Annotated in this window: 12 protein-coding genes; 7 read left to right on the plus strand and 5 right to left on the minus strand. The window is 40.2% G+C overall.

Annotation, left to right across the window (positions count from 1 at the left end; translation table 11 throughout):
* Positions 1-35: 35 nt before the first annotated feature.
* Positions 36-278 carry a hypothetical protein gene (locus FNW02_RS22695; protein ID WP_191759756.1) on the plus strand — a complete coding sequence of 81 codons (243 nt, stop codon included), beginning with the start codon at positions 36-38 and terminating at the stop codon, positions 276-278.
* A 159-nt stretch (positions 279-437) separates the two neighbouring features.
* Here FNW02_RS22695 and FNW02_RS22700 read toward each other — a convergent pair whose 3' ends face one another.
* The 3 genes from FNW02_RS22700 to FNW02_RS22710 are packed head-to-tail and all read right to left on the minus strand — an operon-like array spanning position 438 to position 4,087.
* The gene (locus tag FNW02_RS22700; RefSeq protein ID WP_191759757.1) at positions 438-1,262 is read right to left on the minus strand and encodes an ABC transporter permease; all 825 of its coding nucleotides are present in this window, start codon (positions 1,260-1,262) and stop codon (positions 438-440) included.
* Entirely contained in the window at positions 1,262-1,963 is a 702-nt protein-coding gene (locus FNW02_RS22705; RefSeq protein ID WP_191759758.1) for an ABC transporter ATP-binding protein, read from the minus strand. Before FNW02_RS22705 ends, FNW02_RS22700 begins: the two co-directional genes overlap by 1 nt.
* Positions 1,964-1,981: 18 nt before the next feature.
* Positions 1,982-4,087 carry an acylase gene (locus FNW02_RS22710; protein WP_191759792.1) on the minus strand — a complete coding sequence of 702 codons (2,106 nt, stop codon included), beginning with the start codon at positions 4,085-4,087 and terminating at the stop codon, positions 1,982-1,984.
* A 363-nt stretch (positions 4,088-4,450) separates the two neighbouring features.
* Here FNW02_RS22710 and FNW02_RS22715 point away from each other — a divergent pair, with 363 nt between their 5' ends.
* The 5 genes from FNW02_RS22715 to FNW02_RS22735 all read left to right on the plus strand — a co-directional run bounded on the left by FNW02_RS22715 (position 4,451) and on the right by FNW02_RS22735 (position 10,484).
* Positions 4,451-5,482, plus strand: a complete 1,032-nt coding sequence (locus FNW02_RS22715) for a FecCD family ABC transporter permease (RefSeq protein WP_191759759.1) — start codon at positions 4,451-4,453, stop codon at positions 5,480-5,482.
* Complete coding sequence (locus FNW02_RS22720; protein ID WP_191759760.1) at positions 5,479-6,519, plus strand: FecCD family ABC transporter permease; 1,041 nt, start codon at positions 5,479-5,481, stop codon at positions 6,517-6,519. The genes FNW02_RS22715 and FNW02_RS22720 overlap by 4 nt, the downstream gene beginning before the upstream one ends.
* Before the next feature lie 18 nt (positions 6,520-6,537).
* Positions 6,538-7,356, plus strand: coding sequence for an ABC transporter ATP-binding protein (locus FNW02_RS22725; RefSeq protein WP_191759761.1), 819 nt, complete (start codon positions 6,538-6,540; stop codon positions 7,354-7,356).
* Between the two features lie 86 nt (positions 7,357-7,442).
* The gene (locus FNW02_RS22730) at positions 7,443-8,453 is read left to right on the plus strand and encodes a methyltransferase (RefSeq protein ID WP_191759762.1); all 1,011 of its coding nucleotides are present in this window, start codon (positions 7,443-7,445) and stop codon (positions 8,451-8,453) included.
* A gap of 219 nt (positions 8,454-8,672) precedes the next feature.
* Positions 8,673-10,484 (plus strand): ABC transporter transmembrane domain-containing protein, encoded by a 1,812-nt coding sequence (locus tag FNW02_RS22735; RefSeq protein WP_191759763.1) that lies wholly within the window; start codon positions 8,673-8,675, stop codon positions 10,482-10,484.
* A gap of 167 nt (positions 10,485-10,651) precedes the next feature.
* On the opposite strand, the gene FNW02_RS22740 is transcribed toward FNW02_RS22735, so the two are convergent.
* Complete coding sequence (locus FNW02_RS22740) at positions 10,652-11,632, minus strand: iron-siderophore ABC transporter substrate-binding protein (RefSeq protein WP_225225846.1); 981 nt, start codon at positions 11,630-11,632, stop codon at positions 10,652-10,654.
* Positions 11,633-11,759: 127 nt separating this feature from the next.
* Positions 11,760-14,570 (minus strand): TonB-dependent receptor, encoded by a 2,811-nt coding sequence (locus tag FNW02_RS22745; protein WP_191759764.1) that lies wholly within the window; start codon positions 14,568-14,570, stop codon positions 11,760-11,762.
* Between the two features lie 1,073 nt (positions 14,571-15,643).
* Between FNW02_RS22745 and FNW02_RS22750 the strand changes: the two genes are divergently transcribed.
* Positions 15,644-16,552 (plus strand): cupin-like domain-containing protein, encoded by a 909-nt coding sequence (locus FNW02_RS22750; RefSeq protein ID WP_191759765.1) that lies wholly within the window; start codon positions 15,644-15,646, stop codon positions 16,550-16,552.
* Positions 16,553-16,593: the final 41 nt, after the last annotated feature.

The raw sequence follows: 16,593 nt of genomic DNA on the forward strand, positions 1-16,593 counted from the left end.
GGTTACTTTAGGATGGACTGTTATTTCTAAGGTCTATGTCTCAAAACGTTAACAGCAATTCCCAAAGATTCGCCACAGTTAAAACTAAGATGCTGTATCTCTTTGCTGCGATCGCTATTTTAGTGGCAGCCTTTCCCTGGCTATATGAAGTTAAAACGAAAGCTGGAATCAACATATCACGTAGCCGCCACGCTGGAACCTTTTTAGAGAAACACACTCACGGACTTTTTCGGTGTGAGTGGCTTTATCCGTACCGTTGCGATCGGCCTCAAGGTTAAATATAGGGTTGTTCTTTAGATATTTAGAACCACAGATAAACAACGGACACTTGCTACAACGAGGCGGCACGTTTTGGGGGGAAGCTTCCCCCCAAAAGCTGCCTTGGGAACCCCCGCAACGCAGTGTCCTCCCGATAAACACAGATAAATTATTGATGTTTATCTGCGGCTACTTTTTAGTTTTGTCGAGCTCACCTGACGTAATAAATCTGTGAGTTGGTGATCTCGATTAAAGAGAACAAGAAAAGCCAGAATCACAACGCCCATTGTGGCGATCGCAACTCCTGCTGCCTGTGCAAAAATAATCACAATCTGGTAGCGTATGGCATCATTAGGATTTGCCCCAGCGAGAATTTGACCGGTCATCATTCCCGGTAGGCTAACTAATCCCATCACCATCATTGAGTTTATAGTCGGAATCATTCCTGTTCTCAGGGCTTCTCTAATCGTTTGATGTGCGGCTTCCCAACGGGTTGCGCCTAGAGTTAGTAGGGCCTCTATTTCTCCCCGATGACTAATTAAGTCCTCCATAAACCGATCCAAGCTCAAAGAAGTACCCGTGAGGGCATTACCCAAAACCATACCTAAAAGGGGAATGAGATACTGCGGTTCGTACCACGGCTCTACGCGTACAATGCCAGTGACTATTATCCCTGTAACTAAAAATGAACCGCTTAAAAGAGAAATAAAGTTGTTCCAATAAATACCTGTGAAACGTCTGCGCGTACGGTTGACACTAGATACACCAGCAATAGCTGTCATGCCTAAAGCCAAAAGTATGATCAATATAGGATTGCTGAGAGTAAACACCCACTGCAATATGTACCCCACCATTAACAACTGCACTACCATTCGTAGTGAGGCTATCCCCAGGCTTTGCTCTAGTCCCAACCGTAAAACTAAGGAAAGCCCTATATTGATCAGAATAAACAAAGTCGCCAAAGCTAGTTGTCCATAACTAATCTGGATATAATTGGCTTCCATCAGTCTTTTTCCTTCAAGGTAATTTGGCGGTTGGTAATGCGTTCTAACTGGGTTGGGTCATGACTCGTCCACAGATATGCTCGTTGTGGGTCTTGATGTTGCCAAGCTGTAACTAAAGCCTCTAAATTTTGGGCAGTTCCACCATCTAATGAGGCAGTAGGTTCATCTAGTAGTAGTATTTTTGGTGAAAGTTGTAAAGCTCGCAAAAAGGCGAGAATCTGCGCTTCACCTCCAGAAATAGCGCTCACCGGACGCTGCAAAAAGTCAGCCGTTTTATGCAAAAGATGCAGATAGTCTAGAATTATCTGACGATTGTAAACTCGATGGCGGTGAACTGCTAATCGATAAACTCGTTGAAGATTTTCCTCTACAGTTCCTTCCCACAAAGCTGGTCGCTGGTGTAAGTAGATAATTTGCGAACGATAGCTGGGTATAAACCAGGAATTCATCGGCTGTCCCTGAAAAATAATTTGCCCTGCTTGTACCGGATCTAGACCAGCTAATGCTCGTAGCAGCAAACTTTTACCAGATCCAGAAGCACCAATTACCGCTACTCGTTCCCCTGGAAACAATTGAAAACTCAGGTGATTCCAGATCCAGCGTTTCTCAACTGTTCGACCTAAGCCTTGTACAGAGAGAATAGGGTTTTTGGGAGACAGTTTTAGCTCACTAATCTGGCTTTGAGTAAGTTGATTTTTCATAGTGTCTCCCCAGAATCCTCAGAATATTTTACGTTGTTCTAGATGGGCAAGAATATCTGAGCGATCACGCCACACAGGACGCAATTTTTTGTTGGCGAACATCTGTAACTGGTCGCTAATGTGGGACGAGCCGGGTTGAGTTGCATTCCCATAGCTGGTAAGTGCCATTGCTCTTACAGGGTTGGAAAATTCAATTGCTGCAACATACGAATCACCTGCAACGGCTTGGAATTGCCCGTTTTCTCCAGGAGCAAAATTCAGTACCCGAAAAATTCCCAGGTTGCCATCTCCACCATTGGCAGATAAATCTACATTACCCAACTTTAGCCGAAAAACCTTGCCCCACGGTACATCAAGTGTCCCATAAGTCTTTTGTACTTGTGCGGCTACTGCTTCGAGCGTTGCAACTGCACTTTCAGGATTTGCTAAGCCATCAGGTGTAGTGCGTGGAGAATTTTCATTCCAGGGTTTACTAAACGCCTTATCTAAGTCCATCTGTTCTACCCAAAAGGCAAATAATACCGCTCCTTGACTATCTGCATTGGCTTGCCGATCCCATGCTTCTAGGACACTAGCTGCTTGTTGCCCTAAGTCTTGACCATACTTGCGTGCAGCCGGAATTAAATCATCCAATAGGCGATCGGCTAGTTCCATACGGGTAGAGTGCTTGTATGCAACCATTTGATCAAAAGAGATTTTTTTATCCTCAGCCAACATTCTTACAGAACTTTGTGAGCGGAAATCCATGAAACGAGGTGCTATGTAAGACGGGTAATTATCGGCTTTAATGGCAGATGGAAATGTAGTTGTCCAAGGTGGGTCATTGGTATTTTGTAACCAGCCGCTCTTAGGGTCAACTATGCGCGGTAAATCTTGGTAAGGATGAATTTTTGTCCACAAGGTTTTAGATGTATTTCCTGGGATCATGCCTTCCCAGTATGCAAAATCCCCATTTGATCGCACTGGAACTTGACCGTTGAATAGGTGCATAATATGCCCTTCCCTATCTGCATACATCACTGTAAACATAGATAGTTGTAGGCGCTTGAGTGCGGTTTCAAACTGGTTGAGGTTTTGGGAACGTGCCATATCCCACCACTGTTGGAGTACACCAGGTCGGTCAAGACCTGCAACTCTCAGCGCTACGGCTTTACCATTTTTCTCGGCTACCACAGGGCCGTGAACAGAACTTTTCACTACTAATGGTTGCTCTTGGAGAGAGCCATCTTTCTGTTTCACTTTTAAGGAAAGAGTTTTGGAAAGGAAGTTACGAACTTTATTATCAAAGCGATAACCATTACCTGCCAATGTGAGTTCATAAACATCCCAACCATCATAAGTATTAACGGTGTGAGTCCAACCTAAGTTATTGTTAAATGCGATCGCTAATACGGGAACACCTACAAGTGTTGCTCCATAAGCATCAATTCCGGGTGCGGTGATTTGGGCTTCATACCACAAAAATAAATCTGACCAGGGTAGGTGTGGGTTTGCTAACAGCATTGCTTTACCACTAGCAGAATGACTTGGTGCGATCGCCCAACCATTAGATCCCGCTTGCAACTTTTGTTTACTCAGGTCTAATACTTGCTCTGGATTAACCACAAAGGTGAAATTGAGCACCCGATGTAAGTGAGCCATGACATCTTCTGCCTTGACTGGTAGCACCGCCTCAACTTCATCATCAATCAAGTTAGGATTTTGGGAAGCATAAGCATTGATGCCAGCAGCAAAAGCATTGAGATAACTACGAAAAGCTGGACTCTGTGCCTTGTACCAAGAACGAGCACGTTCTGGTACTCCCGCAGTCTGTACCCAACGATCTGACTCTAAATATTCCTCTCCCCAATATTCGGCCGCGCGTCCCCGTGCTTGACCATAGAGACGCAAAAGCAAATCTCCGTGGCTTTGCATTTGTGCCCAACCGAAGGCGTAAAATGCACTCCGGTCATCTTTACCGGATATATGCGGTACACCATAAGTATCCCATAATATCTCTGTAGATTTTGTTGGTGTGGCTACAGTGCGGCTTCCTACAAACAAAACCAGTATCAAACTGAGTATTAAGGGTAAAACGCGTATTGATTTTCTTTTGCAAACCCTGAGTAAAATATCAATCCTCATTAACACCACCATGTATAGCTGCAATGCCTGGTGACTGAAACTGCTATTGGTCAAAGAAGAATCAAGACAGAATCTTGACTCTGCCTCCTACCTCCTGTCTCCTGCCTCCTACCTCCTAACTCCTGAAGCAAGTGACTTTGACACAGCAGATTTAAGTTGATCTCACAATACCACTTTGTTGAGAAATTATATCAAAGCTGAAACCGTATCCTTGATTCTGATTAAAAATAATGAAATAGCTACAGGATCATGTAATCTATAGAGTTATTAAGAAAAATTATCAACTCTTATGATTAAAAACCTGTTAAATATTAAAAAACAAATAACCAGCCAAGCGTAGTATTTTTAAATGACAGCAGGATCATGATAAAAGCGACCACAGTGTCACCTAGAGGATGGAAAAAGCCACAAATCTCAGCCTTATTTGGTCTGGGTCTGGGACTGTGTATCTTGCTAATTTGCTTGGTGTACAGTGTGACGTTAGGTGCAGCAGCCATACCTTTAGGTAAGATTTTTACATCTTTCGTAGCCTTTGATGGTTCCTATGATCACTTAGTTATTCAGACCGTGAGATTACCGCGATCGCTTGTTGCTATCCTAGTAGGTTCAGCCTTGGCTGTCTCTGGAGCATTGATGCAAGGTTTGACACGCAACCCCTTAGCAGATCCAGGTATTTTAGGTATTGAGTCGGGAGCAGCACTGGCTGTTGTGGCTACAATTTTTGTTTTTGGCAGCTCGGACTTAAGTGTTTTAACCATTGTGGCCTTTTTAGGTGCAGGAGCCACAGCGATGTTAGTCTACTTTCTTGGTTCTCTGGGACGGGGAGGAGCTACCCCGTTGAATCTGACAGTAGCAGGTGCAGCACTCACAGCTCTGATTTCATCTCTCACTACTGCTATTCTCATTGTCAGTCAACGAACATTAGAAGAAATTAGATTTTGGTTAGCTGGTTCATTAGCCGGTAGAAATATCAATATATTCTTCCAAGCATTACCTTTCGTCGTTATTGGATTAATTGTGGCTTTTGCCCTTGGTAGACAAATTACTACCATGAGTCTTGGTGAAGATGTGGCCAAAGGTTTAGGTCAGCAGACAACCTGGATTAAAATCATCACAGCCATCAGCGTTGTACTACTGGCGGGAAGTTCAGTATCTCTTGCAGGGCCAATCGGCTTTATTGGCTTAGTCGTTCCCCACATTGTCCGATTTTTTATTAAAGCTGATTATCGTTGGATTTTGCCTTATTCCGCAGTTGTGGGCGCAATTTTACTACTAGTTGCAGATATTACCGCACGTGTGTTGCTCAAACCCCAAGAGTTACCTGTAGGTGTAATGACAGCAATCCTTGGCGCTCCATTTTTTGTGTACCTGGCTAAGTCAAAGGTGAAAAAATGAAAGTTGATTGGCTAGTCGTCCGTTCGCAGGCGGTATCTTTTCGTATAGACCGACGTGTACCAGTCATGCTGCTGTGTTTAGTAGTAGTGGTTGTAGTGGCGATGGTGATGAATATAGGCCGAGGTGAATATCCAATCTCGCCTTTAGATATCGTCAAAACTGTATTAGGTTTAGATACAGGAAACCCAGACCATGCTTTTGTGATTCACAATCTGCGTCTACCCCGCACACTTGTAGCTTTTATGGTGGGGGTAGCGTTTGCAATTTCTGGTACTATCTTTCAAGGGCTGACACGCAATCCCTTGGCTGACCCCAGTATTATCGGTATCAATGCTGGGGCAAGTTTAGCGGCAGTGTCAGTAATTATACTATACCCTTCAGCCCCAGTTTACACTTTACCACTATCTGCTTTTGCTGGTGCTTTGCTGATGGCTGCTTTAATTTACTCACTAGCTTGGAATAAAGGTAGTTCTCCGATTCTATTAATTTTGATGGGTATTGGCTTGTCTGCGATCGCCACTGCTTTCACTACCTTGATGATTACTTTTGGAGAAATTTATGAGGTTAGTAGTGCTTTGGTTTGGTTAGCTGGGAGCGTCTACGGACGTACGAGTGAGCAAGTATTTTCCTTATTACCCTGGTTAGTTATTTTTGTACCAATGGCTTTAGTACTAGCGAGACATTTGAACGTTCTTAACTTAGGAGATGATGTCGCCAAAGGCTTAGGTACTCGTGTGGAATGGCAACGTGGTTTACTAGTGCTGGTGGGTGTAGCTTTAGCGGGTGCAGGAGTTGCTACCGCCGGCAATATTGGTTTTGTTGGTTTAATCGCACCCCATTTAGGACGACAGTTGGTAGGTGCAACCCATGAAGGCTTGATTCCTATTTCCGCACTGTTGGGGGGAGTGATTGTTGTAATGGCAGACTTACTGGGAAGAACCCTATTTGCACCGATAGAGCTTCCTTGTGGGGTGGTAACTGCTGCTATTGGTGCTCCTTATTTTCTTTATTTGTTAATTCGTAACCGCAAAAAGTAAAGCTGGAAAATACCACTTATGAAAGGACTATCAACTAAAAGTCTGTCTTTAGCTTACGATGGTGCGCTGATTATCCGTGACCTAAATTTGACAATCCCCACCGGACAAATTAGTTGTTTAGTTGGTGCTAATGGTTGTGGTAAATCAACTTTGTTGCGAGGTCTTGCTAGATTGCTTAAACCCCGTGGCGGTATGGTTTATCTTGATGGAACGTCTATTTTTAATCTTTCTACCAAAGAAGTAGCTCAACAGTTAGGTATTTTGCCCCAAGGGCCAGTAGCGCCGGAAGGTTTAACAGTGCGAGATTTGGTAGCACAAGGACGCTATCCTTATCAAAATTGGTTGCAGCAGTGGTCAGCCAAAGATGAAAAAATCGTACAGCAAGCACTCTTGATTACAAATTTACTGGAATTGGCAGATAGAGCATTAGATACTTTGTCTGGTGGACAACGACAGAGAGCATGGATTGCAATGGCGCTGGCGCAAGATACAGATATTCTACTTTTAGATGAACCGACTACTTTTTTAGATTTGGCGCACCAAATTGAGATTCTGGATTTGTTGTATGAGTTGAACCAAACTCAGGGACGAACAATTGTGATGGTACTGCATGATTTAAATCAGGCTTGTCGTTATGCTGATTACTTAGTTGCTGTCAAAGATGGTCGAATTTTTGCTGCTGGAGAACCCAAGCTAGTGATGACTCAAGAAATGGTTCAGGAGGTTTTTGGATTGGAATGTCGGATTATTCCTGATCCAATTGTGGAGACGCCGATGTGTGTACCGATAGGGCGCAAAGCGAAAGCAAATAATAAACAAGTTTCCTTAAATTCCTGATTTGATTGTAGATCCCCGACTTCTTTTAGAAGTCGGGGATCTAGTAAAGTTGATCATCATGTCTTGTTAACTTTTGAACCAATATTATGGATACTAAAATAACTCCTGACGCAATTATGCAGATAGGAATGGGTTTTTGGAGTGCAAAAACCCTGTTAGTAGCAGTTGAACTTGGTTTGTTCACTCTGCTTGATTCATCGCCTCTGGATGCTCAAACGCTGGCTGGAAGGTTGGGAATACATCCACGTTCAGCGCGAGATTTCTTTGATGCCTTGGTTGCATTGGGTTTGTTAGAACGACATAACGAGCAATACTCTAATACTCAAGAAACTGAGCGATTTCTCGTTCGTGGAAAGCTTGAGTATATCGGTGGCTTCTTAGAAATGGCAAATGCGCGATTATATCCATTTTGGGGTTCGCTGACTCAAGGATTGCAAACTGGACAACCTCAAAATGAAGCCAAGAATGGGGAAAACTTTTTTACTGCACTTTATGCTGATGCCGAGCGCTTAGAGACTTTTCTTAAAAGTATGACTGGTTTGAGTATAGAAGCAGCGAAGGCGATCGCAGCAAAGTTTCCTTGGAGTGAGTACAAAACTTTCATCGACATTGGAACAGCTCAAGGTGGCTTACCGGTACAAGTTGCATTGGCGCATCCTCATCTGTCCGGGGGTGGGTTTGATTTACCTGTTGTGCGCCCAGTTTTTGAGGAATACGTTAATTCTAATGGTCTGAGCCAACGGTTGCAATTCTTTGCGGGTAACTTTTTCTCTGACTCACTACCTGTTGCTGATGTCTTAGTTATGGGACATATCTTGCATGACTGGAATCTTGACGAAAAACTGATGCTACTGACTAAGGCCTATGAGGCACTTCCCTCTGGTGGTGCGCTGATTGTTTATGACGCCATTATTGATGATAATCGATGCGAAAATGCCTTTGGACTTCTGATGAGTCTGAATATGTTAATTGAGACTTCAGGAGGATTTGATTACACTGGTGCTGATTGTATTGAATGGATGCGTTCTGTGGGATTCCGTGAACTGCAACAGCAGCATTTGACTGGCTCTGAATCGATGATTTTTGGTATTAAGTAATAAGAAGTAAAAAACAGGTTTGGTTTTCTTATATATGAATACCAAACTGATTAGCTTTTGAAAGTAATTAAATATTAGTTTTACTATGTAACCCTTGTTTGAATTTTTAGTTTTGTCAGTATTAAGCTGTTATGCATTTAAATTGCATATTACTTCGATATTAAGGTTGACTGTTAACCGTTAACAGTCAACAGTTAACAACTACAAATAATACCAGTCGTGACAATCACATCAAAATCTCCTAGAGAATCTAAAAATCGTAGAAATTCAGCCCATCCTTTGCAACGTTTGCTAAACTATGGAAGCCAATATCGCCAGCAAATTTGGCAGGCAACATCATTTTCTATCATCAATACGATTTTAGACTTAGCACCACCGTGGTTAATTGGTATTGCGGTAGATATTCTCGTAGAACAGCAAAATTCTGTAATTGCCAAATTGGGTGTAAAAGATATATTTTGGCAATTTTTACTACTTTCATTTATCACTATCATTGTCTGGATACTAGAATCAAGTTCTGAGTACGCATATAACAGACTTTGGCGTAATTTAGCTCAAAATATTCAGCATAATTTACGCTTGGATGCTTACAATCATGTACAAGAATTAGATTCAGCTTACTTTGAAGAAAGCAGTACAGGTGGTTTGATGTCAATTTTAAATGATGATATCAACCAACTAGAAGATTTTTTAAATTTTGGAGCTAATGAAATTATCAACATTATCACTTCACTGCTCATTTTAACTGGTGGTGCTTTCTTCATTTTACCTCCCTATATTACCTTGGCAGCAATGTTGCCAATGCCATTTATTGTTTGGGGTTCCTTTACTTATCAAAAGCGTCTTGAGGCTCGTTATGCTGAAGTGCGAGAAAGGGTAAGCTTTCTCAACTCACGACTAGCAAATAATCTCAGTGGTATTACCACAATTAAAAGTTTCACTGCTGAAGATTATGAAAGTGCCAGATTAGCAGGAGAAAGCGAAGCATATAGAAAAAGTAATAATAAAGCAATAAAACTTTCTGCTGCCTTTGTACCCTTAATTAGAATGCTAGTTTTAGCAGGGTTCACAGCCTTGTTGTTTTGGGGAGGTATGGCAACATATGCTGGTAAGATATCTATTGGCAATTACAGTGTTTTGTTAGTTTTAGTACAGAGATTGTTATGGCCTTTAGTAACATTAGGAGAAATATTTGACAAATATCAAAGGTCAATGGCTTCTACTAATCGTGTCATGGATTTATTAGATGCTCCCATCAATATTACTGCGGGAGACAAATTTTTACCTATTGATAAAGTACGTGGTGAAATTGATTTTAAACAAGTTACTTTTGCTTATCGAGATAGAGAGCCAGTAATTAAAAAACTATCCTTACATATCCCCGCAGGCAAAACGATCGCTATTGTTGGTTCTACTGGTTCTGGTAAAAGCACTTTAGTTAAATTATTATTGCGATTGTATGATATTTCTTCTGGAGCGATCGCTATTGATGACATTAATATTCAAAAATTAAATATAGGTGATTTGCGTCGCAGTATCGGCTTAGTCAGTCAAGATGTATTCTTATTTCATGGTACAGTTGCAGAAAATATCGCTTATGGGACTTTTAATGCTAGCGATGAACAAATAATTGAAGCTGCGAAAATTGCCGAAGCTCATGATTTTATTATGCGGCTACCTCAAGGTTATGAAACAATAGTCGGAGAACGGGGTCAAAAATTATCTGGTGGACAACGGCAAAGAATTGCGATCGCTAGAACTGTTTTAAAGAATCCGCCAATTTTGATTTTAGATGAAGCCACCTCAGCGGTGGATAATGAAACTGAAGCTGCTATTCAGCGTTCTTTAGAACGGATTACCGTTAATAGAACGACAATAGCCATAGCTCATCGTCTTTCCACTATCCGCAATGCTGATTGCATTTATGTGATGGAATATGGGGAGTTAGTTGAGTCGGGAACCCATGAACAATTGTTGGATAAAAATGCAATTTATGCTAATTTATGGCGGGTGCAATCGGGAGTGAGATAAAAAGTAGAATGTTTTTTAAACCACCCTCCGGGTGACGCTCCTTCGTCGCTAACGCTGCGCTAACACCAGTCGCTTACGGCGGGAAACCCGCCTACAGCGCTGGTTCACCAAGGCACTAAGGCACAAAGATGAAAAGCCCAAAATTATATATTACTAAAGCTACTATTCTACAAGGGAGTGTTAACAAGATATTTGTAGAGGTCATCGATGACTGCATCAGCAGCAAGTAGATTTGACTCCCTCCAAGTTGACAAGTTTATAACGTATACATGATTTTTTTGAACGGCTTTCAGCGTCTTCCACAATGGCTTTTGTTTAAGTTTATTAAAGGATTTTCCATCATCGTCTCCATCAATGCCTATAAATAAAACATCACCATCGATTTTTGATAATTCTTCTTCGGGAATAAAAATGTGTCCATCTGGAGTAATCACATCTTGTGTTTCTGTACGTTGCAGACCAACATCATTGAGTATAGAGCCAGCAAATACATTTTTAAGTTCGCTAATAAATATAGGGTGACTACTACTTTCAACATAGACATAAGAAAATTTTTGATTTTGATAGCGATCGCCTAGCGCAGTTTTCAGTTCTTTAATTCGCTGATAATAATGATTCCATGCCTGTTGATAAGCCTTTTCTTTTTCTAAAACTTTCACGACAAAACTAAAATGTTCCTTCCACTGACGGGGGCCTTCCCAACCAGTTTGTACAGTTGGGGCGATTTTTGAGAGTAGAGGATAAATACTTTTATCGTCACTCAAATTTATAATTAAATCGGGTTTGAGTTGCAAGATTTTTTCTAGATTGGGTTGTGTGACACCTCCCACCCATTCGATCTGATCTATCTTGCCATCAAGATATTTAGGAAACTCACTTTTCTGATATCCAGTTGCAGCGCCAATTGGTTTAATATTAAGAGCAAGTAGATTACCCAAGGTAGCTAAATGCAAGGTCACAATACGTTGAGGATTTTGAGGAACACAAGTTTCCCCCACTAAATGCTGAATTATCCGACAATTAGTGGGGCGAGATAATTCAATGAAATTACCTACATTTTTAGTTAGATTTTGATTGCAAGCAGAAAAAAGCAAAGTTGTTAAACTAGCAAGTAGAAATATGATTATTGCACGACTTACTTTCTTCATCAGATTAGTTAAGCTTATCCCACCCCTAAAAGGTAATGGGATAACACAAAAGACTGTTTACTGTTGACTATTGACTGTTAACTGTTGACTGTTTACTGTTAACTGTTGACTGTTAACTGTTGACTGTTTAAAACTTCCAAGAAATAGTACCTTGCACCGTAAATGGCTGTCCGTAGTAAACACGATTAGAATCAAGTGCACTTTCAAAATAGTCTACATCAAATAGATTTTTGAAGTTGAGTGCAACTCTGAATTTATCTTGGTTATAGAAAATAGCTGCATCAGTCCGAACATAACTAGGTACATCGTAACTATTGTCCAAATCTCCAGCGCGATCGCCTACAAAAAATAAGCCTATTCCAGCCCCTAAACCTTGTAATTCACCTTGTTGAATTTCGTAGGTTGTCCATAAATTAAAAGAATGATCTGCGGTATTTGGTAATCGGTTTCCAACTGTAAAAGTAGTATCCTCCGCAATGCGTGCATCGGTATAAGCATAGCCTGCATAAATATTCCATCCCGGCAAAATTTCGCCCGTTAGATTCAGTTCAATACCTTGGCTATTCTGTTCACCTACTTGGATTTGAAAACCTTGATTATCAGGATCATCTACCAAGACATTGGTACGAGTTAAATCATAGAATGCAAGCGTTGCTGAAAGGCGATCGCTCAAATCTGCCTTCACTCCAACCTCATACTGAGTACCACGTTCTGGTTCTAATGTAGAGTCAACATCAAAAAAGAATGTACCATTTGGTGGAGTAAATGAACTTGTATAACTAGCATAAAGCGAGATAGCGGGAATGGGTTGATAGACAATCCCAAAACGAGGACTGAATGCACTATCTGACCCACTGCTTTCTATATTATTAGTGAAATCTTCATATTTCCGATCAAAAGCATCAAACCGTACACCTAACAACAACTTCAAGCTATCTGCCAGTGCAACTTGATCTTGAAGATAAATTCCTAATGAGTTTGTTATGGATCGATCATTACTTTCAGAACTAAAGACCGGTTCCGGCGGTTGACCATACACAGGATTAAAGATATTAATCGTTGCCGCTTCGCGTTCAGCAAATCTTGGTGACAAGTTTTCTAAACGATTTAAATCAAATCCAAATAGTACCTGATGTTGAATTGAACCCGTGGCAAATTTACCAACCACACTTGTTGTGAAATTATAATTACTATTTTCAAGATCGTATTCTCTAGATGTGCGATTCAAAGTTTCATTGTCTTCATCCAAAGTTGAGGGAATCGTAAGCCGGTCACTGTAATCACGAAACGTGAACCGAAAAGCATTGCGTAACGACCAGCTGTCATCAAATTTGTGTTCTAGTTGGTATCCCAGCCTTGTAATTGTTTGTTCAAATTCATCAGTAGGTTCCCCAAAGTTGCGGTTACGAGACACTTCGCCATTTGGGTTAGGTAATATACTGCCAATGACAGGTACGCCAGATGCGTAAGAATCTCTTGTCTTGATGTATTCTCCCTCTAAGACTAGGTTAGTACTCTCGCTAAGAGCCACACTGACAACAGGCGATATATTTAAGCTTTCACCATTAAAGAAATCGATAAAACTACCTGAATTTCTGTAGGCTGCATTCAATCGATATAAGACTGTCTTCGAGTCATTTAACGGCCCCGATAAATCAATCGCGCTTCGATAAAAACTATAGCTACCAATAGTTGCGTCAATAGCGTAAAAAGGGTCACTCAAGGGACGTTTAGATACTATATTGACGGTTCCTCCTGGATTACCCAAACCAAATAGCACTGATGCAGGGCCTTTGAGAACTTCGACTTGCTCAATACTAGAAAGTTCAGTCACTTCCGTAGCTAAAGGATCAATTAACCCATCCCTAAGAGAATTAGTAGATACTGCATCAAATCCGCGAATCGTAAAAGAGCCAGTTGGGCCAAAATTAAAGGCCTGATTCACACCAGGAACATTTCTCAGCGCATCGTCTAAGCGAGTCACTTGTTGGTCGCGCAACACTTGTTGTGGTACTACTTGAATCGATTGAGGAATGTCACGCAAAGGTGTGTCAGTTCTTGTACCAGTCGTAGTATTTGGTACGCGATACCCATCTTGCTCCCCTGTCACCACCAACTCAATCGGCTCATCCTGCTGCGCTGCTGGTTCTTCTTGTGGTGTCTGTGCTGGCGTCTGTGCTTCTGGTGTTTGGGGCTGCTGTGATGGCTGCGTCGCTGTTGCAGCAGAATTGATCCCAAAAACCAGCCCTGCATTATCATCAAACAACTCAACTGTCGGCAACTCTGCATCACCTACTACCGTCACTCGAACAGTCTTTGCATCAATATTTGTAACAGTTATCTCCGTAATTCCCGCAAGCGGTTTTTCCGAACGAAATGTAAAAGCATCGCCGTTAGGCAAACGCAATTGTCCGCCAGCAACATCAACAATAAAATTATTACCTGTACTGCGATTTGTAACTTGCAGTTGTTCCCCAAGAGCCGTTTCTAAAATTACCTCTACACCTTTGTCTGTGGGATTTGCTCTTACTCCCGTGATTGGTATGATTTGTTGATCCCCACTTCCTTCTGGGTTCGGGGTGTTGGTTGGTGTTGGTGACTGTACCAGCATTTGGGCGCTAGTAGCAGGAAGTTCAATTTCATTTAGTTGACGAATATTTTTACTTGTTTTATCCGACTTTGCTCTTTGCAGTGAACTGACAATTTGAGACTTAAAGAGTCGGGATTTTTTATTACTGGGAGCTAATACCGGAGATTTGTTGCTTGTAAATTTTTTACCTGTAACCGCAATCTTATCTAATGCAGACTTCCCTATCCTCTGGCTAGAAGATTTACTTTGAACATCCTCTTGTACTTCTTCACCTTTAGCAGGAGTGTTCATCACAACAACAACCGCACTTGTCAGCAGCAGGCTTTGAAAAAATTTATCTAACTTCATTTATCCGCTTACACTCAATCACACTACTTGGTCGTACCCGAAGACACAACGACAATCTTTGAAATAAATTGTCATTTAGATTTAAGTTAGTTGAATCATATTATGAAGTGATGCAACACACAAGCTAATTAATAATATTTTTTCTTTAATTAAGAACACTAAGCAACAATTATTCTTGTGAGTAGGTGTTTGCTTGACACACAATCAGAGATTATGTTGGTAGCTAAAGTTACTTTGTTAATTAAGTATTCGCAAAAGTTAAAATAGCCTTCCTAATTACGCAGTTACTCAAGATAGTATGAAGTTTATATTATGCAGTCATATACAAAACTTATATATCTGCCTTGAGAAGAGACTTTGAAAAAGTATATTGCTGATTATCTATCTCAAGATATAAAGAAAACTAGATAATAAAGCCTAATACTTAGTCCTATATTTAATAAAAAATATATATGGTGACTCTATTGCTAAAGCAACTTATTCTCGTTAAGGTAATCAAGGATAAATAAAAATTACTTGCAATAACGGAGATGTTTATCCAAATAAACCACGATTAATTAGCATTTAAACAATCTTAGAGGATGTTTGTAAAGTATCAAGTTGTATCAATATCCCCCTAACCCAAGCTAATTGCTCTACTTGGAGAGCAGTCGGAGCGGCGGCTCCTCTTTTTAAGTTTAAGGCGGGAAAATAGATTAAAATCCCTGTTTTTAATGAGAGTCAGTCCGTTGTAAACTTTTCCAACGTTGCCGTAACTCTTACTTTGAAAGCTTGCTACACGTAGCGTCTTTGCCACGATAAGTGTAGGAATCGATGTGCATTTAGGGGGAATGTGAAAGTATTTAATACATTACAAACAACTTTTAAAATATGCTGTAAGTGGTTGGCTAAATTAATTAAGCGGAAAGATAAAATCATTAGTATATGGCTCAATCAAAGAAGGAGAGCCAACACTATCACCAATTTAATTGAACTTAAAACTACTTGAATAATTCCTAAATAAATGAATATTAAATTCATTCTATGCGGCAATATTTTTAAATAGTGCAAAATGTAAGTATGTTGGAGTTTTTATGCAAATCCAAACTAGTAGTTCAATTTTAAAAATCAAGAGTCCTAGTATCAAAGAGTTTTCAGAAATATGTAAACAATATCAGCCTTTTATAATTGAAGATGTTGCTCAACATTGGGATGCTTGCAAGAATTGGTCTCATGATTATCTGATAAACCACTGTGGCAATAATCTGGTTCCAGTACGGTTTTATAAAAAAGATTTTTGGGATAATCATAAAAATTTTTCTTATGAAGATGGTTATGATCCTAAAAAAGAAATGAAATTTCAGGATTATATACATAATCATATAGAAAATCGAGCAAATCAAAATAACAATGCTCAATATTTAGAATGTTATTTATCTGAAGCGCATTTTGAAGAACGTTTTCCTGAAATTGTTGGAGATGTAACTTATCCAGAATACTTCAACAGGAAAGCATTTGTTACATTATGGTATGGGTTTTCAAGTAAAAACTTTTCTTCAACTACTACCCTTCACTTTGACCCATTACATAATATTTTTGCTCAAATTCGAGGTAGAAAAAGAATACTTTTATTTCCACCTTCAAATTATTTATCATTCTATCCACCTCTTGAGGCTAGTTCTGGCGCAGCATATAATAGTAAGGTAAAGCCAGATATATTCGATGTAGAATCATTTCCGAAGTTTCCTTGGCAAGAAAGAATAGAAGTTATACTTCAGCCAGGAGAAATACTTTACATACCGCCTTTTTGGTGGCATCATCTTACCGCAGTAGATGAGAATATATCATTATCATTTTGGTATGATCTGAAAATTCAAGATTTTTTGTGGCAGAAAAATATGTTATCAGTTTTTCTCAACATTGCTCCTCATTATTTATCTCATACAATTTCTGCTGGAGGTTTCAAAGATTTTATGAATTTTCTTAAAAGTATGTTTAATTGAAACTGTTGTAACCATATAAGTTGCACATTGCCTTGAGTTGA

Source organism: Komarekiella delphini-convector SJRDD-AB1, from assembly GCF_014831675.1.
Taxonomy (GTDB): domain Bacteria; phylum Cyanobacteriota; class Cyanobacteriia; order Cyanobacteriales; family Nostocaceae; genus Komarekiella.

What these genes read in the sequence shown, in the direction of transcription:
- FNW02_RS22695 (WP_191759756.1), top strand. Translation starts at nt 36, where the DNA reads ATGTCTCAAAACGTTAACAGCAATTCCCAAAGATTCGCCACAGTTAAA.
- FNW02_RS22700 (WP_191759757.1), bottom strand. Translation starts at nt 1,262, where the DNA reads ATGGAAGCCAATTATATCCAGATTAGTTATGGACAACTAGCTTTGGCG.
- FNW02_RS22705 (WP_191759758.1), bottom strand. Translation starts at nt 1,963, where the DNA reads ATGAAAAATCAACTTACTCAAAGCCAGATTAGTGAGCTAAAACTGTCT.
- FNW02_RS22710 (WP_191759792.1), bottom strand. Translation starts at nt 4,087, where the DNA reads ATGAGGATTGATATTTTACTCAGGGTTTGCAAAAGAAAATCAATACGC.
- FNW02_RS22715 (WP_191759759.1), top strand. Translation starts at nt 4,451, where the DNA reads ATGATAAAAGCGACCACAGTGTCACCTAGAGGATGGAAAAAGCCACAA.
- FNW02_RS22720 (WP_191759760.1), top strand. Translation starts at nt 5,479, where the DNA reads ATGAAAGTTGATTGGCTAGTCGTCCGTTCGCAGGCGGTATCTTTTCGT.
- FNW02_RS22725 (WP_191759761.1), top strand. Translation starts at nt 6,538, where the DNA reads ATGAAAGGACTATCAACTAAAAGTCTGTCTTTAGCTTACGATGGTGCG.
- FNW02_RS22730 (WP_191759762.1), top strand. Translation starts at nt 7,443, where the DNA reads ATGGATACTAAAATAACTCCTGACGCAATTATGCAGATAGGAATGGGT.
- FNW02_RS22740 (WP_225225846.1), bottom strand. Translation starts at nt 11,632, where the DNA reads ATGAAGAAAGTAAGTCGTGCAATAATCATATTTCTACTTGCTAGTTTA.
- FNW02_RS22745 (WP_191759764.1), bottom strand. Translation starts at nt 14,570, where the DNA reads ATGAAGTTAGATAAATTTTTTCAAAGCCTGCTGCTGACAAGTGCGGTT.
- FNW02_RS22750 (WP_191759765.1), top strand. Translation starts at nt 15,644, where the DNA reads ATGCAAATCCAAACTAGTAGTTCAATTTTAAAAATCAAGAGTCCTAGT.